The sequence below is a fragment of the Sphingomonas spermidinifaciens genome (genome assembly GCF_002351485.1).
In the GTDB taxonomy this organism is placed as follows: Bacteria; Pseudomonadota; Alphaproteobacteria; order Sphingomonadales; family Sphingomonadaceae; genus Sphingomonas; species Sphingomonas spermidinifaciens.
Genome location: NZ_NWMW01000002.1, coordinates 493,067 through 516,547, shown reverse-complemented (window position 1 = coordinate 516,547; position 23,481 = coordinate 493,067). Strand labels below are relative to the sequence as shown.

Sequence of the window (23,481 nt, the reverse complement as noted above, 5' to 3'; positions counted from 1 at the left end):
GCGCGGCGTGCAATGGGTTGAGGCGCGGGAGACGACCATCAGCCGTACCGAGGCGTCGGGACCGCCCGCTAGCCGGACCTGGTGGCGACCGGCGGGGAGATCGGAAGCGACGAGCCCGCCATGACTGTTCGTGGCGGCGCGCGCGGAAGCGGCGCCGCCCCGTCGGGACGGACCGCGAGCAACGGCATCTCGGTTCCTCCGCGATGCCGACGGCGCTGGCCTGCGCATCCGCCATCGCCGCGCTTGCACGCTCAAGTGTATTGACTATGTAACACGGTTGAAGCCGGCGCCCGTTGCGGCCATCGTCGCGGGCGTTCGACGGAGGATGGAATGGCGACCGAGACGACGACTGCCGAACCCGCACTGAAGCTGACCCCGCCGGACCCGGTGCCCGCGGTCGCGCCGACCCAGGCCGCGGGCCTTGTCCCCGTCGATGAGGCGAAGAAGTCCGAACTGGAACAGCGGGTGGACGCCTTCATCGACGATCTCGTCGCGCAGGACGTCAATTCGCCCGAGTTTGGCAAGCGGGTCGATGCGATCAGCGCGATGGGTAACAAGGAAATTCGCGAGGCGGCGGGCCAGTCCAACCGCTTCCTCGACCGCCCCGTCCGCGCGATGGACCAGGAAAGCGGCGTCGGTGCCGACCTGCTCGCGCTCCGCCGCACGGTCGAGGATCTCGACCCCGGCAAGAAGGGCGACCTGTTCACCAAGAAGAAGCTGTTCGGCATCCTGCCCTTCGGCGACAGGATGCGCGACTATTTCGACGGCTATCAGTCCGCCCAGAGCCATATCGCCGCGATCCTCAAGCGCCTTGCCTCGGGCAAGGACGAGCTCCTGATGGACAATGCCGCGATCGATACCGAACGCGCCAACCTGTGGGCCGCGATGGGCCGGCTCGAACAGATGATCCACTTGTCCAAGGCGATGGATGCGCGGCTGGAGGAAAAGGCCAACGACCTCGATCACACCGACCCGGCCAAGGCCAAGGCGATCCGCGAGACCGCGCTCTTCTATACCCGTCAGCGCACGCAGGATCTGCTCACCCAGATGGCGGTGACCGTACAGGGCTATCTCGCCCTCGACCTCGTCAAGAAGAACAATGTCGAGCTGGTGAAGGGCGTCGATCGCGCCAGCACCACCACGGTCTCGGCGCTGCGCACCGCTGTGACGGTGGCGCAGGCGCTCACCAACCAGAAGCTGGTGCTCGAACAGATCACCGCGCTCAACACCACAACCGCCGGGCTGATCGATTCAACCGGCAACCTTTTGAAGTCGCAGACCGCCCGCATCCACGAGCAGTCGGCGTCCTCGACCATCCCGCTCGAGACGCTCCAGCGCGCCTTCCAGAACATCTATGACACGATGGACGCGATCGACAGCTTCAAGCTGAAGGCGCTCGACAGCATGAAGACGACGGTGACGACGCTCGGCAACGAGGTCGAGAAGTCGAAGGGCTATATCGCCCGGGCCGAAGGTGCCGCGCAGAATGCCGGCGCGGGCGGCCAGACCTTCAAGCTGGAGGCGCTGTGAGCGAGGTCGACGCCCAGATCGCCCGCGCGAACGAAGCGCTGGAGCGCGCGCGCGAGCGTCGCTCCAGCCTGTCGCGCCGCGCCGGGCGCCGGCGCGAGGGAACGATCGTGCGCCGCGTCGGCGCAATCGTGCTCGCCGATGGGCTCATCATCGCGATCGCGCTGGCGATCGGGATGGTCACCCCGCTCGGCACGCTGGGGGCGATGATCGTCATGGGCCTGCTCATCGCCACGACGCTTGTCATCGCCTTTGCCCGCACCGACGCCGCGCCGACGCCTGAACGGCTGGCGGAGACGCCGCTCAAGGCGCTGCCGCTTCAGACCGAACAGTGGCTCGAGGGCCAGCGCCTCGCCCTCCCCGTCCCGGCGCGCACGCTAGTCGATTCGATCGGCGTGAAGCTTGAGACGCTGTCACCGCAGCTCGCCCGGCTCGACGAGCGCGAGCCGGCCGCGGCGGAGGTGCGCAAGCTGGTCGCCGAACAGCTACCCGAATTGGTGCGCAGCTATCAGCAAGTCCCCGAACCGCTCCGCCGCACCGAACGCAACGGCGCCACGCCCGACGCGCAGCTGGTCGAGGGGCTGAAGGTCATCGATCAGGAAATCGCGACGATGACCGCGCAACTGGCGCAGGGCGACCTCGACCTGCTGGCGACGCGCGGGCGCTATCTGCAGATTCGCTATCAGGGGGATGAGGGGGTCTGAGCCCCCCGCTCGGCGGCGGGAACGATCCCGTCGGCGACGAGGCGATGCAGCGCGTCGATATGGCCTCCCTCACGCGGCGCGGTCGCGTCGGAGGTCATCGCGACGGTCAGCCGCAGGTCGGGGAGGATGTAGAGCATCTGCCCGCCATAGCCCCAGGCGAAGCGCACCGGATGGCCGCGCATCTCGCTCACGAACCAGCCATAGCCATAGCGCTCGCCGCTCCAGGGCGACGTGGTGCGGGGCGTCCAGCTCGCCTCGATCCAGCCGGCGGGCACCACCTGCCGCCCGCCGATCCGGCCGCCGAGCCGGTAGAGCTCGCCGAAGCGGGCAAGCGCACGCGGGCTCAACAGCATGTCGTTGCCGCCGAAATAGATGCCCTGCGGGTCGCGCGGCCAAGGCGGAATGGCGATGCCGAGCGGCTCGCCCAGCCACTCGCGTGCCAGCGCGTACGTGCTTCGTCCCGAGGCGCGCGTGAGCGCGGCGGACAGCAGATGCGTGCTGCCCGTCGAATAGAGCATCCGTCCACCGGGCTCGTCGACGAACGGGCGCGACAGCGCGAAGCGGACCCAATCGGGACTTGACACCCAGCGCCCGTAATTCTCGCCCGAGGTCCGCTCGAGCCCCGCCTGCATCGACAGGAGATTGCCGATCGTCACGCGTGCCAGCCGCGGATCGGGATCCGCGGGCGCGTCGCGGCGCAGGATCGGGAGAATCGGCTGATCGGGGCCCGTCAGCACGCCGCGCGCGATGGCGATGCCGACCAGCGCCGATATTACCGGCTTCGACGCCGACTTGATGTTGACCGGCCTGTCGAGCGGCGGCCCGCCGTTGAAACGATGCTCGGCCAGCACCTGTCCGTCGCGCAGCACGATCATCGAGCGGATCCGGGGCAACCGCCCCGCCGCCTCGACCGTCCGCGCGAGCATTGCGGCGTCGAGGCCGCGCGTGGACGCCGCCACCGGCTTCACAGCAACTAACCGGTCGCGCGGTTCGGCATCGCATGCGGCGGCGAGGAACAGCGGCAGGAGCATCACAAGGCGGCGGCGCGTCATGCCTGGTCAATGCCCGAGCCGCGTCAGGTTTCCCCCCGAACCTCCAGCGCCCGCGCGAACACCGCCTCGAACATCGGCGCGGTCAGCCGGCCGGTATTCTGGTTGTACCGCGAGCAGTGATAGCTGTCGATCAGCACCTCGCCCCCCGGCATGCGGTGTTCGGCGAGGTGCCCGAACTTGGCCTTTGGCAGCTTGCCGCCCAGCACCTTGACCGCCGATTGATGCGCGATCTGGCCCAGCGCCACGAACACGCGCGGCGCGGGCAGCGCGGCGATCTGTCCCTCAAGGAACGGGCGGCAGGTGCGGATCTCCTCGGGCGTCGGCTTGTTTTCGGGCGGCAGGCACTTGACCGCGTTGATGATGATCGCACCCTTGAGCTTCAGCGTATCGTCGGGCCGCGCCGCGTACTCGCCCTCGGCGAGCCCGAACTTGGCGAGCGTCTCGAACAGGAGGACGCCGGCATGATCGCCGGTAAAGGGCCGGCCGGTGCGGTTGGCACCGTGCTTGCCGGGCGCCAGGCCGACGATCGCCAGCCACGCATCGGGATCGCCAAAGGCATTGACGGGCGCGTTCCACCAGTCGGGATACTCGACCCGCAAGGCGTCGCGAAAGGCGACGAGTCGGGGGCAGCGCGGGCAGTCGCGCGGCGGTTCGGTATCGGGGATAGGGCTTGGCGCGAACATGCAGGCGGCATAGGCGGGCCATCGTGGCGACCGCAACCTATCTGATCGCACTGGGATCGAACCGGCGTTCGCGGCACGGACCGCCCGCCTCGACGCTGCGCGCGGCGGCGACGAGGCTCCCCGGCCGCGTAACTGCGCTGTCGCCGGTGATCTCGAGCGCGCCTCTCGGGCCATCGCATCGCCGCTACGCCAATGCCGCCGCGCTCGTGGAGAGCGAGCTTGCCCCGCCGGCCATGCTCTCCGCGCTCAAGGCGATCGAGCGCGATTTCGGTCGGCGGCGCGGCCGGCGGTGGGGCGCCCGCGTCCTCGATCTCGATATCGTGCTATGGTCAGGCGGACGCTGGCAGGAGCGGGCGCTGACGATTCCGCACGCCGCCTTCCGCGACCGCGCCTTCGTCCTGTGTCCCGCCGCGGCGATCGCGCGCGGCTGGCGCGACCCGGTGACCGGCCTCACCCTCGCCCAGCTTCGCGCCCGGTTGACCGGGGCCCGCGCGATCCCTAGGTCGCGACCCCGATGGTAGGGGTCCGTAGCTCAGTCGGTAGAGCAAGCGACTTTTAATCGAGAGGTCCCGGGTTCGAGCCCCGGCGGACCCACCATCGCCCTTCCAAGCCAGGTCGAGAGGCTGAAGCGCCTGGCGCGCCGTATGATCGATCGTGCTGCGCCGGTCGCTGGCGCTGATCCGTCGGCGTTCGTCGAGGGGCGCGGGGAGCCCGGCGCTTCGATATTGAACACGCCGGCCATGCCCGGTATGGCCGCCGGCGAGATCGGCCTGCGTGCGCGCATGTGACGACCAACCGCGACTCCCGGTGAGATATGCTGCGCAATAGCCTCGTTCTTCCGGCCTCGATCATCCGCTTGCCCTGGCTGCCGATGTTGCTGGTGCTGACGATCGGCTCGTTCGGGGCGCTGACCCTGTTTTCGATTGCGGGCGGGTCGATGACGCCATGGGCGCTCAGGCATCTGATGCGCCTGCTGATCCTGCTCGGACTGGCGCTCTGCATCTCGATGCTCAGGCCGCAGATGTTTCGCGACCTCACCTATCCGGCCTATGCCGCGCTGATCGTGGCGCTGGTCGCGGTGCAGATATTCGGGTCGGTGCGCAACGGCGCACGCAGTTGGTTCGACCTTGGCGTGTTTGAGTTCCAGCCGTCGGAGCCGATGAAGCCGGTGCTCGTGCTCGCGCTGGCCGGCTTCTATGCCAGCGTACCGACCAAATATATGCGGACGTTCAGCGCCATCTGGCCCGCGGCGCTCATCATCCTGCTGCCGGTCGGGCTGATCCTGCTCCAGCCCGACCTCGGTACCGCGCTGTTGCTCATGTTCTCCTCGCTCACGATCATGTTCATCGCGGGGTTGCCCATCCGGCTCTTCGTCCTCGGCGGCATCGCCGCCGGCGCCGCGATCCCGATCCTCTACAAATACGCGCTGCTGCCGCACCAGCGCGATCGGGTGGCGATCTTCCTCAACCCCGAGCAGGATCCGCTCGGCGCCGGCTACCACATCGTCCAGTCGAAGATCGCGATTGGGTCGGGCGGCCTGTTCGGCAAGGGCTTCCTCCACGGATCGCAGAGCCAGCTCCATTTCCTGCCCGAGCCCGAAACCGACTTCATCCTCGCCGCGATGGTCGAGGAATGGGGCTTTGTCGGCGTGCTGTTCCTCATGACGTGCTACTTCATTCTCTTCCGCTGGGGCATGAACGTCGCGCGTGCGTCGAAGGACCGGTTCAGCAAGCTGGCCGCGATTGGCCTCATCATGACGATCTTCTTCTACTTCGCGATCAACATGCTGATGAACGTGGGGCTGGCGCCGGTGGTGGGCATCCCGCTGCCGCTGTTCTCGCATGGCGGGTCGTCGATGCTGACGGTGATGCTGTGCATCGGCATGCTGATGTCGATCGACCGCGAAAATCGAGGTTACGGCCGCAAGCTTTAGGCTTCCGCCGAAAATGCGACGAACCGATGCGCAGTGGATTCACAAGGCGCTGGCGACGATCTACGATTCGGTCGGGCGCCGTCCGATCAGCTGAGGGGCGTTCGGGCGCACGGGCCTGCATTGCGTGTTGCGCTGGGGGAATGATGTGAAGACGCTGGCGGGTGCGCTGAAGCTCAAGCTGCCGATCGATCCGGCGCATTACGGCCGTGCCGACCGCTCGCCGATCGGACGCTGGGTGTGGGAGATCGACCGCGTCCTCCTCCTGCTCGTGGCGGCGCTGATCGTCGTCGGCCTGATCGCCGTCGCCGCCGCCTCGCCCGCTGCGGCGCTGCGCTATTCGGACGAGGGCACGCGCCTCGGCGACCTTCATTTCTTCTATCGCCAGCTCATGTGGGTGGCGGTGTCGATGCCGGTGATGATCCTCATCTCGATGATGCCGCGCGACCGGGCGCGGCGATTCTCGCTGGGCGGCGCGCTCATCTTCCTGGTGCTGCTCGCCGCGGTGCCGTTCGTCGGCGCGGAGAAGAACGGCGCGGTCCGCTGGATCGAACTCGGCATCGGCCAGCTCCAGCCGTCGGAGTTCCTCAAGCCCTTCTTCGTGGTGACGCTCGCGTGGCTTATGTCGATCAAGGAGAAGGAAAAGGGGCTGCCGATCTTCTGGCTGTCGGGTTGGCTGGTCGGCATCGTCGCGGTGCTGCTGATGAAGCAGCCGGATTTCGGATCGACGATCATCTTCGGCGCGATCTGGATCACGATGCTGACCCTTGCGGGCATCAATCTCAGGATCCTCGGTCTGCTCGGTGTGGCTGCGGTCGTGGGCGTCATCCTCGCCTATTTCTTCTATCCGGTCGCGACCATCCGGATCGACGGCTTCCTGTTTGGCGAGGGTGACAATTACCAGGTCGAGAAGGCGATGCAGACGCTGACGGCCGGCGGGCTGTTCGGCATGGGGCCAGGCGGCGGCACACGCAAGTTCAGCCTGCCCGAGCCGCAGAACGACTATATCTTCTCGGTCATTGGCGAGGAGTTCGGACTGATCGCCTGCGCTGCCGTCGCCTGCCTGTATCTGGCGATCGTCGTACGGGTGCTGGTCAAGCTGCTCGACGAGGAGGACGTCTTCGCGCTCCTCGCCGCTTCTGGCCTCGCGATCCAATTCGGGCTGCAGGCGCTCATCAACATGGCGGTCAACGTCCAGCTGGCGCCATCGAAGGGCATGACCCTGCCCTTCATCTCCTATGGCGGCAGTTCGATGCTGGCGCTGTCGATCGGCATGGGGCTGCTGCTCGCCTTCACCCGCCGCAACCCGTATCTGCGAGCGAGGCGCCTCGCTTACGGCTGACCGCGGTCCGGCGCGCGGCGATCGGATCAAGTGGCGCCGCGATCGGCGAGCATGAAGAGTGCGAAGCTGGTCACGCACCCGCCCGGATTCATGTCGCCACCCGCGACCGAGCGTCCTCGCCGCAACTGGGTGGCCGGGCCACCTACTCCATCGTACGGCATCATAATCACGGTCTCCGCGCGCCAGCGGTGACGCCGGGCGAAGCGAACGATCTCCTTCATGCGGAGCATGCAGCGCCGATCATTGCTCACCCCGGCGTTGGGCAGCAAGGTGAGGCAAATCTCATATCGTCCCGGATGCGCGGATTGAGCAGTCGCGGTCGTAGCTCCGGCCGGAAGCGCGGCCGCCGCGCGGCATCCAACGGGAAGAACTGGTTCATCGGCCGCCTGCGCGCCGGTGCAAACCGCTCGCAGGTGCAAAAAAGCTCTTGTTACTTTATAACATCGCGGTAGACAGGCGCGACTTTCCCCAAGCTTACCGGAATCGTGCCGATGCTGTTTCGCTCCGTGCTCCTCGCCTCCTCGATCCTCGCCGCGACGCCAGCGCTCGCCGAGGAGACGCCGCCCGCGCCTGCCGACACCAACGCGGCCGAGCCCGCGCAGCGCGGGGATCATTCGGACGCGCGAGCCGACATCATCGTCACCGCCCCCTATGAACAGGCGCAGGCCGACATCCTGTCGGGCACGTCGGTGCTGACCGGCCAGGCACTGACGCGCGACCTGCGCCCATCTATCGGTGACACACTCGCGCGGCTGCCGGGCGTCAGCGCCTCGTCCTTCGGGCCGAGCTCGTCACGGCCGATCCTGCGCGGCTTTTCCGGCGACCGGGTGCGCGTGCTGATCGACGGCATCGGTTCGATCGACGCCTCGACCAACTCGGTCGATCACGCGCCGGTCATCAACCCGCTGACCGCCGACCGGATCGAGGTGCTGCGCGGCCCCTCGGCGCTCCTTTTCGGCTCGTCGGCAATCGGCGGCGTCGTCAACGTCATCGACAACCGCATCCCGCGCGCGATGCCGACCGAAGCGGTACATGTCGATGCGATCGGCACCTATGGTTCGGCTGCCGAGGAGCGCTCGGCGGCGGGCGAGATCGACGTGCCGATCGCGGGCAAGATCGTTGCGCATCTCGACGGCAGCTATCTTCGCACCGACGACCTGCGCACCGGTGGCTATCTGCTCAGCCCGCAGCTCCGCCGCCTCGCCGCCGCGAGTGACGAGGCGGAGGTGCGCGAGAATGCCGGCCTGCGCGGCCGCCTGCCCAACACCGCTTCCGAGACGTGGGAAGTCGCCGGCGGCCTGTCGGTTGTTACCGATCGCGGCCATCTGGGCTTTTCGGTGAGCCGCTATGAGAGCCTCTACGGCGTCCCCGGCCGGATCGAGTTCGCGCACGAGGAGGGTGACGACCACGATCACGGGGACGAGGAGCACGGCCACGAGGAGGAGGAGGGGCACAGCCACGAGAATGTCCGCCTCAACCTCAAGCAGACTCGCTTCGACGTGCGCGGCGAGGTCGAGACCGACGGTGGTTTCCTCGACCGCATCCGTCTTCGCCTTGCCGCCGCCGACTATCGCCACGACGAGATCGAGGAATCGGGTGAGATCGGCACCAGCTTCTTCAACCAGGGCTATGAAGGCCGGCTCGAGCTCGTCCAGCGCGCCCGCGGCGGCTGGAAGGGCGCGTCCGGCGCGCAGATGTTCATCCGCGACTTCGACGTTCAGGGCGAGGAGAAGTTCGTCCCCCGCAACACGACCGAGCAGTTCGGCGTCTTCACGCTCCAGAGCCTTGACCTCGGCCGCTTCCGGGTCGAGGGCGGTGCGCGGTACGAGCGGACCAGCCTGACCGCACAGGCCGATGCCGATCTCGAAACGCCGCGTTACGAGCGCAGCTTCGACGCCGTGTCGGCGTCGCTCGGCGCCAGCTACCAGCTTGCCGATGGTGTGCGCGTCGGCCTCAACGGGTCACGCAGCGAGCGCGCGCCCTCGGCCGAAGAGCTGTTCGCAAGCGGGCCGCATGCGGGCACGCAGGCGTTCGAGATCGGCGACCCAAACTTCGTCAAGGAGAAGAGCTGGGGGCTTGAGGCAACGCTGCGCGGCTCTGCGCCAGGGCTGAGCTTCGCGCTCGCCGGCTATTACAACTGGTTCAACGACTATATCTATCAGTCGCCGACCGGCGAGGAAGTCGACGAGCTGCCCGTCTTCGTCTACGCGCAGGCCGATGCCCGCGTGTGGGGTTTCGAGGCGGAGGCGCGCGCCGACCTCGCCACCTTCGGCGCCACGCGCGTCAGTATCGACGGCCTCGCAGACTATGTCCGCACGACGATCACCGGCGTCGGCCCAGCGCCGCGCATCCCGCCGCTGCGCGTACTCGGCGGGCTTGAGGCGAACAGCGACCGGCTGAACGGCCGGGTCGAGGTCGAGCATGTGTTCGACCAGGACCGCGTGACCGCGTTCGAGCTGCCGACCGAGGGCTATACGATGGTCAACGCCTCGGTCGCGTTCCGCCCCTTCGGCCCCGGCAACGCGACCAGCCTGACGCTGTCGGCCAACAACATCTTTGATGTCGAGGCACGCCGCCACGCCAGCTTCCTCAAGGACTTCGCGCCGCTCGCCGGCCGCGACATCCGCGCGACGCTCCGCTTCCAGATCTGAGGGTTCAGTGCTCCCGCGCAGGCGGGAGCGCAGAGCCGGCAGGTTTTCTGTTGTGGCCAAAGGCTCCCGTCGTTGCGGGAGCCACCGCCCTATCTCCGCTCGGCGAGCTTGCGCTCCCAGGCAAGCGCGTCGCGGACGATGCCGTCGAGATCGTCGTGCCGCGGCCGCCAGGGCAGCGCCGACAGGATCGCGCCATTGTCGGCGACCAGCGCGTCTGGGTCGCCCGCGCGCCGCCCCTCCAGCCGGCGCTCGATGTTGAGGTTGGTCACGCGGTCGACCGCGTTGAGTACCTCAAGCACCGAATAGCCGCGGCCATAGCCGACGTTGAACGTGCGGCTCTGTTCGGGCTCGGCAATCAACAGATTGAGCGCATCGACGTGCGCGGCGGCAAGGTCGCTGACATGGATATAGTCGCGCACGCCCGTCCCGTCGGCGGTCGCAAAATCGGTGCCGAAGACCGAGACATGGCCGCGCTTCCCCGTCGCGGCCTCCACGGCCACCTTGATGAGGTGCGTCGCCCCCGCGGTCGACTGGCCGCTGCGACCTTCAGGATCGGCGCCGGCGACGTTGAAATAGCGGAGCGCCGCATAGTTCATCGGGTGCGCGGCGGCGACGTCGGCCAGCATCGCCTCGGTCATCAGCTTGGACATGCCGTAGGGGTTGATGGGCGACTTGGGCGCATCCTCGCGGATCGGCACGGCGTCGGGAATGCCATAGGTCGCGGCGGTCGAGCTGAAGATGAAGTGCCGGACGCCCCCTGCCACCGCGCTTTCGAGCAGGTCGCGCGAGGCGGCGGTGTTGTTGGCGTAATATTTGAGCGGGTTCTCGACCGATTCGGGCACCACCACCGATCCGGCGAAGTGCATGATCGCGGTGACGCCGTGCTCGGCGATCGCGCCTCGTACCTTCTCGGCGTCGCGGATGTCAGCGACGACCAGCGTCGCGCGCTTGTCCACCGCCCAATCGAAGCCGGTGACGAGATTGTCGACCACCACCACCCGCCAGCCCGCGTCGAGCAGCGCCAGCACCGCATGGCTGCCGATATAGCCCGCCCCGCCCGTCACCATCACGCATCCATCGCGCATCGCGTCGCCCCTGTCGCTTTCGATGCGCCCGCCTTACCCGCCCCCTTTGGATCGCGCCACGCCCAACCTATCTGAAGCGTCATTCAGGAGACGAAAGACATGCGTGAGGAAGTGGCGACGCTGGCCGGTGGGTGTTTCTGGTGCACCGAGGCGGTGTTCAACGACGTGATCGGCGTGACGGGGGTCGAGAGCGTCTATATCGGCGGTTCGACCGAAAACCCGACCTACAAGGAAGTATGCAGCGGCACGACCGGTCATGCCGAGGCGATCCGCGTCACCTTCGACGCCGACCAGGTGAGCTATGGCGACCTGCTCGACATCTTCTTCGCGACGCACGACCCGACGACGCTCAACCGCCAGGGCAACGATGTCGGCACGCAGTATCGCTCGGCGATCTTCCCCCACTCTCCCGAACAGGAGGCGGAAGCGCGTGCCGCCATCGAGCGGAACGCGGGCGAGTGGCCGGACCCAATCGTGACGACGATCGAGCATGCCGATCGCTGGTACCCGGCCGAGGACTATCACCAGGGCTATTGGGACGGCGAAGGGCAGCGCAACCCCTATTGCCTCGCAGTCATCCCGCCCAAGCTCAGGAAGCTGCGCAAGAGCTTTGCCGAGCGGTCGAAGGCGGTCGAGGCGGGCGCCTGACGGAACCGGCGGGCGATCGGCGGGTTGAGCGCCGGCCCGGGCCGTAACGGTCCCGAACCGGAGACACGCCCATGAAGCGCCTGATCGCCCCCGCCCTGCTCGTGCTCGCCGCCGCCCCCCTGTCCGCCTGCGGCGGTGACGGCGACGATGCGCTGGCCGAACGCGCCGAGGAACAGGGCGAGGCGCAGGCCGAAGCCGCCGTCGCGAACGGCGCGAACGAGGCCGTCGCCGACCAGATCGAAGACAATGCCGAAGCGCGCGCCGATGCGATCGACGAGTCGGACGTCGACACCGACGATCTCAGCGAGGCACAGCAGAACGCGCTGGTAAACGGGAACTAATCGCCGTCAGCGGCAGGCGGCGATGCCGGCGCGATCGGCTCCGCCGCCTGCTCGCCGGCGACTTGCCTGGCCTGCGCCTTTCGCCGGCGCAGATTGGCGCGCAGCGCTTCCGCTAGCCGCGCCGCTCGATCATCCTCGCGTTGCATACGCACTCGATAGATCGAAGCTGCGCGGGTTGACAATCATTCGGTGCCCACTCATAGGCCCGGCCCTGTCCGCCCCACGGGGCGGTCCCGGTGCTGCCGTAGCTCAGTGGTAGAGCGCATCCTTGGTAAGGCTGAGGTCGTGAGTTCAATCCTCACCGGCAGCACCATTTTTCCTATATATAACAACCGCTTACGATCTTCTGGTTCGAGGCAGCGGAGCCGCGACCGGAAATCGGAAGCGTATTGGAAGCAGCGGAGATCGAAGCGCGGGAATTCGTAGCGCACGAACTGCGGCTAGAGCGGGCTTCCTGGTCTGCTTGCGAGGAGGTTAGGTACAGGCGGCCAGCGCACAGCGAACGGTGGAAAGGGTAATGCCTTTGCTCGAATGCGCAAAGTTCGCACGGGGCGAGGTAGTCATCGTTTTCAGTGCAATTTGTGAAGTCAAAGCTGGACCAGCCTTGCGAAAATGCAGAAGCGCCTTGCCGCGTTCTTAGGGCCTCAGGGTCGGCAGCTCTCAGGTGCCTGGCCGTCCAGCTCACCAGTGATCAATGGACATCGTCATCGTTGACGCAGCGTAACTTGGTTATTTTCTTTACAGAAACTCCGCTTGGCGCGATTTAGGATACATAATCGCTCGACCGACTCCCTTGAGAAGTTGTTCGGCTATGAGCCTAGCGGGGTGCATCGACGGGAGTGCGGGTTGAGGTCTGCGCCCGCGTGCGGCCAGGGTAGCCATGCCGCGTTTGCGCATTGCCGAAGTGTTCGTGGAACATGCTCGCTCCGCACCGACGCGCGAGGCCCTATACGAGTCGCTGCTGCAGTGCTGCACCGACATGGGCGTGCGCTATTTCGCCCTTACCCACCATATCGATTTCGGACGCGAAGCGGGGCCAGCGGTTCGCCTTCACAACTACCCGCCGAGTTGGGAGGAATGGTTCGATGAGCACGGGCTCGGCAGGTCAGATCCGATCCACCGCGCCTGCAATCTCGCCAGTGTCGGCTTTGCTTGGTCTGCCGTTCCCAACATGATTAAACTCACACCCGACGATAGATGCGTGCTCGAGCGCGCTTATCGCCTGGGAATCGGCGAAGGGTTCACAATACCAGCGAGCGTACCGGGCGAGGCGCTCGGCTCGTGCTCGTTTGCGGTCGATGCCGGACGGCCGTTTCCGGAGGAGTTTCAGTTCGTCTGCCAGCTCATCGGAGGTTTCGCCTTCGAGGCAGCTCGCCGGATCTCGGGTTCGCGCGCCATCCTCACCGAACACCCTCCCATCCTCACCGATAGGCAACGCGATTGCGTGCTTTGGGCTGCGCGCGGCAAGACTGACTGGGAGATCTCGGTGATCCTCGGTGTCAGCCATGAAACGGTGATCCAGCATTTGAAGCACGCCCGCGAGCGCTACGGCGTCCAGAAGCGCGCGCTGCTGGCGGTCCGTGCGCTGTTCGATGGACTGATCAGCTTCTCCGATATCCTGAAGCGCTGACGCTACCCCCATTTCTTGGGATACCGCGTCGCCGCGCGGATCGGGATGCTTGGCCCCTCTTCATTTGAGGGGTGCAGCGTCATGGTTCTTCTCGTCGATTCCACTGTCGACAGCGTCACGGACACCGTGTTCCGGGGGATGTTCGCCGCACGAAAAAGCGTGTTCATCGACCTGCTCAAATGGGACCTGCCGGTTCTCGACGGGCGCTATGAGGTCGATCAGTTCGACGATGCGCATGCGCGTTACTTGATCCTCACCAATGCCGATCATGCGCATCTGGCGTCCGCTAGACTGCTGCCGACGACACGGCCGCACATCCTCGACACGCTCTTTCCTGCATTGTGCGAGCGTGCCGTCCCACGAGGTCCTCGCGTGTGGGAGATTTCGCGCTTCTGCTTGGGTCGGCAGCTACGGGCAGCAGAACGCCGGCAGGTCCGCAACCAGCTGGTCTCGGCAATTGCTGCCCACGCACTTCAGGCCGAGATCGAGATTTATACCGGCGTCGCCGAGATCGCGTGGCTGGAGCAAATCCTGAGCTTCGGATGGCAATGCCGCCCGCTCGGCGAACCGCTCCCGAACCAGGGCGCGATCCTTGGCGCGCTCGAGATCACGATCACCCCGAACACACCGGCCGATCTGACGGCGGGTGGCGTTTGGTTCCCGATCGTACCCACAAACTGCCGGCGCGCCGCGCCGCCCACCGCTGAGGCCCCGAGATGACCACTGAAGCGAACATCATGCCGGTGGGCGGCGACGCGGCGCTCGCGCTCCTGAACAAGGAAGGTTGGTGCGTGGTCCACGATGCGCTGCCGCGCGAGACCATCGAGGCGCTTTCGGCCGACCTCGCGCCCATTTATGATGCCACGCCCTTCTGCGAAGGCGATTTCTATGGCGGCCGCACCAAGCGGTTCGGAAGCCTGCTGAAGCGCTCACCGCATGCCGCCGCGCTGGCGCTGCAACCGCTCATCCTTACTATCGCGGAGACCGTGCTCTCGCCATGGTGCGACAACCTTCAGCTCAACCTCATGCAGGCGATCGGGCTGCACCCGGGTGCGCCGGCGCAGTTCCCGCATCGCGACCAGGACATGTGGCAAGGGGTCAAGGGCGAGGTCGAGTATCTGGTCAACGTGATGTGGCCGCTCACGCCTTTCACCGTCGAGAATGGCGGCACGATCATCTATCCGCGTAGCCATGGCGGCGAAGCGCTGAGGAACGCGATGCCCGGGCACCCGATCGTCGCCGAATATGGGCCCGGCAACGCCTTCCTGTTCCTGGGATCGACACTGCACGGCGCCGGCGCAAACCGCAGCGCCGAAATCCGCAACGCCGTTGTGGTGAGCTACTGCCTCGGCTGGTTGAAACCCTATGAGAACCAGTGGTTGGCTTATCCGCCGGCAATCGCGCGCGACTTCTCTTCCGAGCTCGCCGGCTTGGTCGGCTACCGCCAGCACCGCCCCAACCTCGGCAACTATGAAGGCATATGCCCCTCGCTCCTCCTTACCGGCAACCTTCCCGAGCATATCGGCGCGGTGGACGCGCTCAGGCCCGAGCAGGCCGAGGCGGTCGCTGCCCATCGCACGGGCCAGGAGGCCGGGGCATGAGCCCGCTCCAAGCAATGGAGCGAAGCTACGCGACACTGAAGCAACTGCTGCGCGAAGGTCGTTACCCGCCGGGAGTGCGCCTGGAGGCGAGCCGCATCGCCGAAGAACTCGGGGTGAGTATGACGCCGGTGCGCGACGTCCTGCACCGCCTGGTCGGCGAGAGGCTGGTGGAAGCCAGCGCCGGCGAGGGGTTTCACGTTCCACGGCTGCGCGAGGCCGCCCTTCGCGATCTGTACGAATGGCATTCTGCGTTGATCTTGATGGCACTGCGGACCGCTCGAAGTCCATTCGCGCAGGACGAGCTCGCGGGCGAGACGATGGCCGCGCGGACGGCGCAGCTTTTCGAGCGGTTTGCCGACATCGCCCCCAATCGCGAGATTCGCGCGGCAATCGGAATGCTGGCGATCGCCTGCACCCGTTTCGGATGGTCGAGCCGGAAGTTCTCGAGCCTCTGATTGGTGAGCTAGACGTACTCACCGTCAGTGGCGCGGGGCTTCCGCAAGCAGTGCGGCGCTATCATCTTCGCAGGATGAAGGCTGTCGCCGAACTGATCCAGCGGCGGGAGGCATTCTGAGCCGGACTTCGGTTATAATCCGATTATAATCTTCTTATAGCCGCCCATTTGATGAAGATTCTTCCGGTCGCATTCAGCGACAGGAGAATGACCATGGACCGCGAACTCAACGAAACCGTCGATCTGATCGATCTCGGTGCCGCCAGCGTCGAGACGCAGGGCGAGCTCCAGGGCGACGTCGACGGCGCCGGGCTGATCCCCTTCGGGCTCTCTGACGACTGAAGTGCGCGCGCCGGCCCGCATCGCAGGGTCGGCGCCGTACATGCGGGAGATCCGGCTTGTCCCTGTTCTGGCGGCTGATGCCGCACACCACCGCCTGCGTCGCGTCGGAACGGGTGATCCTGCTCGACATCCGCCAGGATCGATATTTTCAGGTCCCAAACGAAGCGACCGACGCATTCCGCCAGTGGCTGAACTGCTCGTACGCAGCCAGACCGCCTGAGGCCGTATTGTCCACGCTGGGGCGTGCGAAGATCCTGCGGGATCTTGATCCCGAGCCAACCAATGCTTTCAGGGAGCGGATTATCTTGCCGGAACCGAAAGGGGGCGCAAACCGGCAGGTGGCGCCCATCGAGCAGCCGCTGCGCGTTGGGACCACGATTGCCTTGACGTGGTTGAAGCTTCGGTGCCTCCCGTTTCGCTCGATTTTCGGCGCGCGGCTCGTTCGGCCACCGCTGCAACTGTATGATGCCGCGGCGGACCAATTCGAAACCGTCGAGCAGTTCCTGCGATCGCGAAACCTGATCCCGATCGCACGAAATTGCCTGCTCGACTCACTGGCCCTGGACAGCTGGTTGGCGCGCAGAGGCTATGGATCCCGCTTTATCTTCGGAGTGTCGCTCGCGCCGTTCGCAGCGCATTGCTGGCTTCAGACCCGAGATGCGATCCTGAACGACAGCTACGACCATGTCTCGCGCTTCACACCCATTCTGGCGCTATGAACCGCTCTGCCTTCATAGCCTTCATTTTCGACGCCGGTTTGCCGTTCCCTGAAGGGCTCACCGGCGCACGACATGCTCTTCGTCGGCAGCACGGGTTAGACGACCTGCTCAACACCCCAGGACTGCTCGTCCTCGGGGATCGCGGCGCAAGCCAGACACGGTTTGCCGATGGGCGAGGCATGGTGTGGGGTCATCTTTTCGAGCGCGCCTCGGGTAATCGAACGACGGAGTTGGATCCGACGACATCAGGCAGCGCGCCCGATGCAATGACGAGCCGGTACTGGGGAGGTTATGTCTTACTCCGGCGTCGGGCGGACGCAGTCGAGGTCATGCGCGACCCCTCGGGCATGATGGCTTGCTACCACGCCGCGATCGACTCAGCCCATATCCTTACGTCCCGGCCGGACCTGCTCATCCAACTTGGTCTGGTCCGTCCCAGCATTGACTGGACCATAGTCGCCCAGGGTCTGGTGTATCGTGACATCAGGCCGGTCCGAACCGCACTGCACGGCATCAGCGAAGTTCCACCGGGATGTTTGCTGAAAATTGGCGCCGGCTCGATCGACCTTTGCTGCATCTGGTCGCCCTGGACCTTCGCCACGCAAGCCGAAGACAATCGGGATTTTGACCGCGCGGCGGCCAGCCTCGGAACCGTGGCAACGCAAACGCTGCGGGCATGGGGCAGCGCTTTCCAGCGGCCGCTGATCGAGATTTCGGGCGGGCTGGACTCCGCGATTGTCGCGGCGGGATTGGCGGGCGACAAAACCGAAGGGCGCTGTCTGACGTTTGGACCCGTACCTGGCGATCCCGACGAAAGGCCCTGGGCTCGCGCGATAGCCACGCACCTCGGCTATGATCTGGCAGAGTTGGAGCTCGATACCGGCGTTGTGGACCTGACGCGGTCGGATGCCGCAGACCTGCCGCGTCCTTGCGCCCGCCTGTTCTCTCAAGCCCTGGATCGGCCAATCCGGGTCCTTGCGGAGGAGACAGGAGCGGACGGGTTCATCGGCGGCGCCGGCGGCGACAGCGTCTTCTGCCTGCTTCAGTCTGCCTTGCCCTTGATCGATCGGGCGCAGATCGAAGGGATCGGTCCTGGGGTCTTGCGAACTGCGATCGATGTCGCGCAAATCTCACAAAGCAACGCGTGGCGCGTACTCGCCGCCGCGTTACGATGCAGGCTTCGGCCGGTCGGGAGCTTTCCTCGCCCGATGACCAATTGCTTTATCTCCAGTGAGGCGCGACAAAATCTGCCCTGGCCGCAGGGAAATCCCTGGCTGGAAGCCGCGAGCGACGCGCCCCCCGGCAGCCGCCGCCACGTCTGGTCGATCATTGGCATCCTCAATCATCTTGAAGGCTATGGCCGCGAGACAAAGGCGCCCCACATTTCACCGCTGATGTCCCAGCCCATTCTCGAGGCCTGCCTTTCGGTTCCGAGTTGGTTGTGGTGCACAGGCGGACGCAACCGCGCGGTCGCCCGCGAAGCGTTCCGCGATCGCCTCCCCGCCATTGTCGTCGACCGCCGAACAAAAGGAGCTTTCAATGGGCTGGTGACCAGGTTGATCGATCAACACCGCGCGCTTGTGCGCGAGATGCTCCTAGGCGGTACTCTTGCGCGGCACAGCCTCCTCAACAAGGACGCGATCGCAGCCGCGCTTGCCGGGCCTCTGCCGACGCGTGACGCCCTCTCCCAGTTGATGGCGCTGGTCGATTTTGAGGCATGGGCTTCTGGCTGGTCGTCACGTTAGCGTTTCGCGAGCCGTCGACCTGCGGAACGTAACATTCGCCAGCGGGCGATCTCGGAGCGCAATTTTCGGTTCGCATCGTCCACGCCGCGAAGCCAGAAGTCGAACCACGCCAGGTTCCGCTCGTAGATCGCAAGACGATGCGCGGGGTGCAATTTCGTGTGCCGCTCATCCGGGAAGACGTACATGTCGACCGGGGCACCATGGGCTTGCAAGGCAGCGAACCCCTCCGCGGCCATGCGGTATTCGCCGTCAGGCAGTTGCATCAACAACGGCACCTGCAACCAGTTGGCGTTCATCGCGAGCGACTGCGGCTTCCAGAATGCGTCGTCATGCTCGCCCGCGGCCGGATAGCCCCATGCCTTTGCCGAGGCGCCGTAGCTCGGCCCGACGGCGAACACACCGCTCGGATCGTCACAACATGTGCTGACGCTGGCGGCGCTGAACCGTCGCGAATTGATAAGCGCGAACTGCACGGTGCTGGATCCATCGCTCATTCCGGTAATGCCGATCCGGGCTGGATCGACTGCGCCCTTCGAAATGGCGAGGTCGAGCCCTGCGTCTAGCACGGAGAAGACGCGACGTCGCCAACTCCAGTTCTTGACCTTCAGCCTTTGCCGAACGTTGAAGTCTGTTTCCGCTTCCAGTTCGGGTGCGTTGCGCGGCATCTGGAAGCTCAGGACGGCGAAGCCGCGGGCGGCAAGGGCATGTATCGGATACTCGTCACCTGTGCCGCCGCGAAGGAACCCACGGCTGACATACTGAACAACGACCAAGGGGTGCCGCTGACCGTAACGGTGGTCCGGCGGCAAGACCAAGTCCGCATAGGTCGCAACCCCGGCAGGATCCGACCAAGCGAGCCGTTCCACTCTGCCGACAGCGAGCCCCTGAAACTCCGGATTTGGGTCGTACACCGTGGTCAACCGGCCGTTCGCCGGATCGAGCGCGACGATGACGCGAGGATGCACGGCCGACTCGCGAGCGCAGACCAACTTAGACTGGAGGAGGTGGCATCCAAGGAGCCAGTCCGCCGTCTCGAGCAGCTTCTTCGGTTCAGCGGTCCGCACCTGCCAGCGATAGAGTGCTGTGCGGCCGCCGTTCGTCTGATCGCCGCCACGCAGGATCAGAAGCTCATCCTTTGACACCCACCACAGTCCGGCAATCGGTTCTCGGCACAGCATGGCTGCGCACGGGCGCGCCTCATTTCCGAGCTGGATCCAGAGCTGCGAGGCACCGTTTGGCCGTTGCGGATCAGCCGATGCCACCCAGGCGCGGGCGTCGGCCGGGCCGTTGGCAACGGCCGCGCCATGAGGGCGGGCGCCGCCGGCGCTGGTCAGTTCCTCCGCTCGGACCGTCGAGATCGGCGTGAGGACCAGCGAACGCATATCCAGATACGCGTTGCTCGTCGGGATCGGAAGACGCGGATGCGGGTAGGGCTCGGCCAAGGACCAGAACCGCTCGTCATAATGGTAGCCGGTCCTGCCTTCCTGCACGATTTTGGCGCGTTCCTCGTCCAGCCGGTCGCGAGTGGCGACGACGATCCCGCGGCCATCCCGCGCCCAGCGGGCGGAGGACGGCTCGGTCTTCAATTGCGTCAACTTCACGGCGGGCGTGCCGTCGAGGCCGACACGCCAGACTTGGGTGAAGACCCCGTCACGCCGCAGATAGGCGATCCATTTGCCGTCCGGCGACCATGTCGGTGTGCCATTTCCCGGGAGGCCGCTGGGGATCGCGGGAATACCATGCACGTCGCTCGGCGCGGCGATGATCTCGCCACCCACGTCGAGCAGCCTCGGCGGTCCCGCGCCGTCAAGCGCGATCAGGACAATGCCGATGCAATAGCGGTCGGTGTCGGGATCTCCCTGCCGCAGCACCAGAACCGCGTGCTTCCCATCCGGCGAAACTGCAAAGGGCTCGCGACCCGCCGCCTCGTCCATTCGGCCGAAGTCGCGAAGCCGGGCGAGGTCGCTGCCGGTGATCGGGCGCTTGCCTGCTGCCGCCCGGGGGGCGGGCGGCAGCAGGCGCTCTCGACAGGCCGCAGGCGTTGCGTGCACCGATGCGGTCCAGCTTGAGAGCGTAAGCAGTCCGGCGGCGACTCCGAGGCGCTTCACCACTTCTTCGTGATCTGCAGCGAGACCACTCGGCCCAATGGGTTGGCGTTCTCGCCGTCGAAGCCGGCGGTATAGGTGCCCACGAAATAGCTGACATAAGGCGGATCACGGTCGAAGATATTGCTGCCGTTGAGGGCGATCCGCAGCCCATGGAGTGGCCCCCTCGATTGCTCGAAATCGTAAGCGAGGTTGAGGTCGAATGTCGTCCAGGAGGACACGCGTTGCGGCGCAACTGCCGTCTTGTTCACGTAACTGTCGACATAGTTGCCGAAGAGCGCGGCGCTGAAGCCGGCCTTCTGAAAAGTGGCGCGTGCGCGAACGTGCAGATCGACTGGATTGCCAACGGTATCGACCACGTCGATCGCTTGTGCGGTCGGGGTCAGTTGCTGGCGGATTTGGAAGATATAGGTGCCGACCGCCCCGATCTCGACGCGGTCGCCGGACAAATCGAAGCCATACGCGACATCGAGGTCGAGGCCGGCCTGCTTGGAGACAGACAAATTTTGGAGCCGCGCGTCTGCGACCGCGACGAACTGCGCCGTCGCGGGGATGTTCTGGAGATTGCGATAATAGGGCGAGGCGTAGAGCTCCGCGACCCGCGCTCCGGAGGGGTTTGGCGTGAGAATGGGATTGTAGATGTCGCGGTTGATCAGGAAGCTGGCCAAATTGGCGGCAGGCGAAGCGATTCGGTCGCGATAATCCACGTTGAACCAGGTAGCGCCAATGCGAAAACCCGGCACGAAGGCGGGGCTGAGGTCCAAGCCCAAGGTCCATGTTTCGGCGCGCTCGGGTCGCAGATTGGGATCATTCCCACGGATGACGATGATGTTGGACGTCCCGCTCGACGCCTGCGGGTCGGCGACTGCGAACGCGAAGATGGCGATCGACCCCGGGTCCTGGCGCAGCTCGTTGAAGATCGGAGCCCGGAATGACTTGCCATAGCTTCCGCGCGCGGTGACGCCGGACAGCGGCTCCCAGCTCAGGCCGATCTTGGGATTCGTCGTGCGCCCGAAGTCGCTATAGTCCTCGGTACGCAGCGCGAGAGAAACGTCGAGCTTGCGGAAGCCGGGCAGCGAGGCCTCGCCGCCGAGCACGGGCACCAGTAGTTCGACGTACAGGCTTTTCACCGATCGCAGTTCGGGAAGCGGCGTCGGCGGCGTGACCAATTCGGTGAGAGAGGAGGTGTAGGAGGTCGTGGCTCCGTTGCGGTAACGGTCTTCGCGATACTCTCCGCCGATGGCCAGACGGAGGTCGCCGGCGGGCACGGCGGCGAGCGGTCCATCGGCGCGCAGCGTTCCGGACCAGACGACGCCATAATAGTCGTTCTTGATGTAGCCGCGGATCGAATCGATCGTCGCGCGATTGGTTGAGGGCCCGTCGCCGAAGAGGTTGTAGGCGGTGGTTGGATTGCTGTCGGCGAGCGCCAGAGCAAGCCGCGCCGAGTTTATGCGGTTACGCAGCGTCCATGCTTCATCCTGTCTTCCCCAGGTGCCATGTGCGTCGACCGTCCAGCGCCCGAAGGTCGCTTCCAATCCCGCCGTCACACCAAAGGCGCGCGCAGTACCGCTTTGGCCTTCCGGTCCGAGGTCGCGCGTGAAGCTATAGTCCACGCCGACTGGCTGGCGAGTCCCGACCGGATCCAGGTAGAATGGGTTCGTGACCGGGACGGTTCGGCGCGTATCTGCGCCTGAGCGCAGGTTGACGTCGTAACGGCGCCAGGTCGCCAAGCCATGCCCATAAAATCTCAGATCGGTACTCAGATCCTGGCTGAAGGCCGCGAACAGCGAGTGCCGCTGCTGCTGGGGAAGGATGTCGATGCCGAACCAGCTGTCTTGGCGATTGACGGCCCCCAGGGTCAGCTGAGCGGCTGTGAGACCGACGCCATTCTGGCCAGCGGGAACAGCATAGCTCCTGCCGCCCGCGTAGATGGTTCCGGGGCTGGCATAGCCGGGCCGGCGGTCGGGCCCGCCGAATGCCCGCAGATCATCGGTGGCATAGTCGCGGTCCGAAGCGCGCAGGCGATCGCGTTTGTAGAACTCGTAGGCGACAACGGCATGACCCGACGACCAGCGGGTTCCGAGCAGCTGACTGCCCTGATATTCCTGTGAATCCCCGTCGGCCGTACCAAACCGCAGGCTCGTCTCCGCTCCTCGAAAGTTGAGTCTCGTGACGACGTTGACGACGCCCGCGACGGCGTCCGAGCCGTAGATGGCGGACGCGCCGTCCGGAACGATCTCGATCCGTTCGACCACGGATGCGGGGACCATCGAAAGGTCTGAGAAGGTGCCGCCCGCGCCGCCTAGCGGTGGACGATCTCCATTGATCAGCACGAGCGTGGACATCTGCCCGAGACCCCGCAGATTGACCCCAGCGCCGCGTGAGGAATTGCCCCCACCCGTGCCAGTGATCAGCGAGCCGGTATTCTCGTTCGCGCCGCCGTAGAAGTTTTGTGGGATTGACTGGACCAGCTGCGCCGTAGTGGCGAAGCCGCCCTGTTGGAGCGCTTCGCGATCAAGGGTGATGACGGGAACGCCAACGGGTGCTTCGCCGCGAATGCGCGTGCCGGTCACGAGGATCTCGCCACCGGCATCAGCGGATACGTTTCCCACCTGCGCGGTATCGTCGCGCTGCACGACCAGCGTGCTGCCCACCATGGCCGCGCGCAACCGGCTTCCCCGCAAGAGCTGCGCGACTGCTTGCTCCGGACGGTAGCGCCCCTTCAGGGCGGGCGCACGAAGATCGGCAACCAACTCGGTTGGCGCAATGACCTGGGTGCCCGACTGCTGCGCGACCGCGCGCAAGGCGCTGCCGAGATCCTGGCTGGGCATGTCATAATCGCGAGCGCCGTCCACCTGGGCCAGCGCCGCGGGCACGACCATCACCATTGCCGTGCTCGCCAGGACCACCGCGCCCAATTTC

Annotated in this window: 23 protein-coding genes and 2 tRNA genes; 18 read left to right on the top strand and 7 right to left on the bottom strand. The window is 65.8% G+C overall.

Features of this window, described 5'->3' with window-relative positions:
* The first annotated feature begins 330 nt into the window (after positions 1–330).
* Together COC42_RS12535 and COC42_RS12530 are read left to right on the top strand one after the other, a co-directional pair.
* Complete coding sequence (locus COC42_RS12535; protein ID WP_096343648.1) at positions 331–1,530, top strand: toxic anion resistance protein; 1,200 nt, start codon at positions 331–333, stop codon at positions 1,528–1,530.
* Positions 1,527–2,231 carry a hypothetical protein gene (locus COC42_RS12530; protein ID WP_096343647.1) on the top strand — a complete coding sequence of 235 codons (705 nt, stop codon included), beginning with the start codon at positions 1,527–1,529 and terminating at the stop codon, positions 2,229–2,231. Before COC42_RS12535 ends, COC42_RS12530 begins: the two co-directional genes overlap by 4 nt.
* Here the strand turns inward: COC42_RS12530 and COC42_RS12525 are convergent.
* Complete coding sequence (locus COC42_RS12525; protein WP_096343646.1) at positions 2,210–3,283, bottom strand: serine hydrolase domain-containing protein; 1,074 nt, start codon at positions 3,281–3,283, stop codon at positions 2,210–2,212. The genes COC42_RS12530 and COC42_RS12525 overlap by 22 nt on opposite strands.
* Before the next feature lie 23 nt (positions 3,284–3,306).
* Positions 3,307–3,966: a uracil-DNA glycosylase gene (locus COC42_RS12520; RefSeq protein ID WP_096344186.1), complete on the bottom strand. Its 660-nt coding sequence runs from the start codon at positions 3,964–3,966 to the stop codon at positions 3,307–3,309.
* Positions 3,967–3,989: 23 nt separating this feature from the next.
* On the opposite strand from COC42_RS12520, the gene folK reads away from it, so the two are divergent.
* From folK to COC42_RS12500, 5 genes are all read left to right on the top strand, one after another.
* Positions 3,990–4,487: a 2-amino-4-hydroxy-6-hydroxymethyldihydropteridine diphosphokinase gene (folK, locus tag COC42_RS12515; protein WP_096343645.1), complete on the top strand. Its 498-nt coding sequence runs from the start codon at positions 3,990–3,992 to the stop codon at positions 4,485–4,487.
* A tRNA-Lys gene (locus COC42_RS12510) sits at positions 4,488–4,563 on the top strand.
* 47 nt (positions 4,564–4,610) lie between these two features.
* Complete coding sequence (locus COC42_RS17730; protein WP_176484677.1) at positions 4,611–4,754, top strand: hypothetical protein; 144 nt, start codon at positions 4,611–4,613, stop codon at positions 4,752–4,754.
* Between the two features lie 26 nt (positions 4,755–4,780).
* On the top strand, positions 4,781–5,899 hold the full coding sequence (gene rodA / locus COC42_RS12505) for a rod shape-determining protein RodA (RefSeq protein ID WP_096343644.1): 1,119 nt from the start codon (positions 4,781–4,783) through the stop codon (positions 5,897–5,899).
* Between the two features lie 145 nt (positions 5,900–6,044).
* Positions 6,045–7,238, top strand: coding sequence for an FtsW/RodA/SpoVE family cell cycle protein (locus COC42_RS12500; RefSeq protein ID WP_245844097.1), 1,194 nt, complete (start codon positions 6,045–6,047; stop codon positions 7,236–7,238).
* Between the two features lie 26 nt (positions 7,239–7,264).
* On the opposite strand, the gene COC42_RS12495 is transcribed toward COC42_RS12500, so the two are convergent.
* Entirely contained in the window at positions 7,265–7,468 is a 204-nt protein-coding gene (locus COC42_RS12495) for a hypothetical protein (RefSeq protein ID WP_096343643.1), read from the bottom strand.
* Positions 7,469–7,729: 261 nt separating this feature from the next.
* On the opposite strand from COC42_RS12495, the gene COC42_RS12490 reads away from it, so the two are divergent.
* On the top strand, positions 7,730–9,889 hold the full coding sequence (locus COC42_RS12490; protein WP_096343642.1) for a TonB-dependent receptor: 2,160 nt from the start codon (positions 7,730–7,732) through the stop codon (positions 9,887–9,889).
* 89 nt (positions 9,890–9,978) lie between these two features.
* Here the strand turns inward: COC42_RS12490 and galE are convergent, their stop codons facing one another.
* Positions 9,979–10,974 carry a UDP-glucose 4-epimerase GalE gene (gene galE / locus COC42_RS12485; protein ID WP_096343641.1) on the bottom strand — a complete coding sequence of 332 codons (996 nt, stop codon included), beginning with the start codon at positions 10,972–10,974 and terminating at the stop codon, positions 9,979–9,981.
* A 99-nt stretch (positions 10,975–11,073) separates the two neighbouring features.
* Between galE and msrA the strand changes: the two genes are divergently transcribed.
* Positions 11,074–11,622, top strand: coding sequence for a peptide-methionine (S)-S-oxide reductase MsrA (gene msrA / locus COC42_RS12480; protein WP_096343640.1), 549 nt, complete (start codon positions 11,074–11,076; stop codon positions 11,620–11,622).
* A 71-nt stretch (positions 11,623–11,693) separates the two neighbouring features.
* Positions 11,694–11,963 carry a hypothetical protein gene (locus tag COC42_RS12475; RefSeq protein WP_096343639.1) on the top strand — a complete coding sequence of 90 codons (270 nt, stop codon included), beginning with the start codon at positions 11,694–11,696 and terminating at the stop codon, positions 11,961–11,963.
* Here the strand turns inward: COC42_RS12475 and COC42_RS17725 are convergent.
* Positions 11,960–12,115 carry a hypothetical protein gene (locus COC42_RS17725; protein ID WP_176484629.1) on the bottom strand — a complete coding sequence of 52 codons (156 nt, stop codon included), beginning with the start codon at positions 12,113–12,115 and terminating at the stop codon, positions 11,960–11,962. The two genes, COC42_RS12475 and COC42_RS17725, sit on opposite strands and share 4 nt — an antisense overlap.
* A gap of 86 nt (positions 12,116–12,201) precedes the next feature.
* On the opposite strand from COC42_RS17725, the gene COC42_RS12470 reads away from it, so the two are divergent.
* The 8 genes from COC42_RS12470 (at position 12,202) to COC42_RS12440 (ending at position 18,454) form a co-directional block, all read left to right on the top strand.
* Positions 12,202–12,276: transfer RNA gene (locus COC42_RS12470), tRNA-Thr, on the top strand.
* Positions 12,277–12,843: 567 nt separating this feature from the next.
* Positions 12,844–13,593, top strand: coding sequence for a LuxR family transcriptional regulator (locus COC42_RS12465; RefSeq protein ID WP_096343638.1), 750 nt, complete (start codon positions 12,844–12,846; stop codon positions 13,591–13,593).
* Between the two features lie 81 nt (positions 13,594–13,674).
* Positions 13,675–14,313 (top strand): acyl-homoserine-lactone synthase, encoded by a 639-nt coding sequence (locus COC42_RS12460; protein WP_096343637.1) that lies wholly within the window; start codon positions 13,675–13,677, stop codon positions 14,311–14,313.
* Positions 14,310–15,194 carry a phytanoyl-CoA dioxygenase family protein gene (locus tag COC42_RS12455; RefSeq protein WP_245844095.1) on the top strand — a complete coding sequence of 295 codons (885 nt, stop codon included), beginning with the start codon at positions 14,310–14,312 and terminating at the stop codon, positions 15,192–15,194. The genes COC42_RS12460 and COC42_RS12455 overlap by 4 nt, the downstream gene beginning before the upstream one ends.
* Before the next feature lie 14 nt (positions 15,195–15,208).
* Positions 15,209–15,649, top strand: a complete 441-nt coding sequence (locus tag COC42_RS12450; RefSeq protein ID WP_176484676.1) for a GntR family transcriptional regulator — start codon at positions 15,209–15,211, stop codon at positions 15,647–15,649.
* Between the two features lie 212 nt (positions 15,650–15,861).
* Positions 15,862–15,990 (top strand): benenodin family lasso peptide, encoded by a 129-nt coding sequence (locus COC42_RS17490; protein WP_141395850.1) that lies wholly within the window; start codon positions 15,862–15,864, stop codon positions 15,988–15,990.
* Positions 15,991–16,046: 56 nt separating this feature from the next.
* Positions 16,047–16,709, top strand: a complete 663-nt coding sequence (locus COC42_RS12445) for a lasso peptide biosynthesis B2 protein (RefSeq protein WP_096343634.1) — start codon at positions 16,047–16,049, stop codon at positions 16,707–16,709.
* Entirely contained in the window at positions 16,706–18,454 is a 1,749-nt protein-coding gene (locus COC42_RS12440) for an asparagine synthase-related protein (protein WP_096343633.1), read from the top strand. The genes COC42_RS12445 and COC42_RS12440 overlap by 4 nt, the downstream gene beginning before the upstream one ends.
* On the opposite strand, the gene COC42_RS12435 is transcribed toward COC42_RS12440, so the two are convergent.
* Both COC42_RS12435 and COC42_RS12430 read right to left on the bottom strand, forming a co-directional pair.
* Positions 18,451–20,562, bottom strand: coding sequence for an Atxe2 family lasso peptide isopeptidase (locus tag COC42_RS12435; RefSeq protein ID WP_141395849.1), 2,112 nt, complete (start codon positions 20,560–20,562; stop codon positions 18,451–18,453). The two genes, COC42_RS12440 and COC42_RS12435, sit on opposite strands and share 4 nt — an antisense overlap.
* Positions 20,559–23,468, bottom strand: a complete 2,910-nt coding sequence (locus COC42_RS12430; RefSeq protein WP_245844236.1) for a TonB-dependent receptor — start codon at positions 23,466–23,468, stop codon at positions 20,559–20,561. The genes COC42_RS12435 and COC42_RS12430 overlap by 4 nt, the downstream gene beginning before the upstream one ends.
* Between the last annotated feature and the right edge of the window lie 13 nt (positions 23,469–23,481).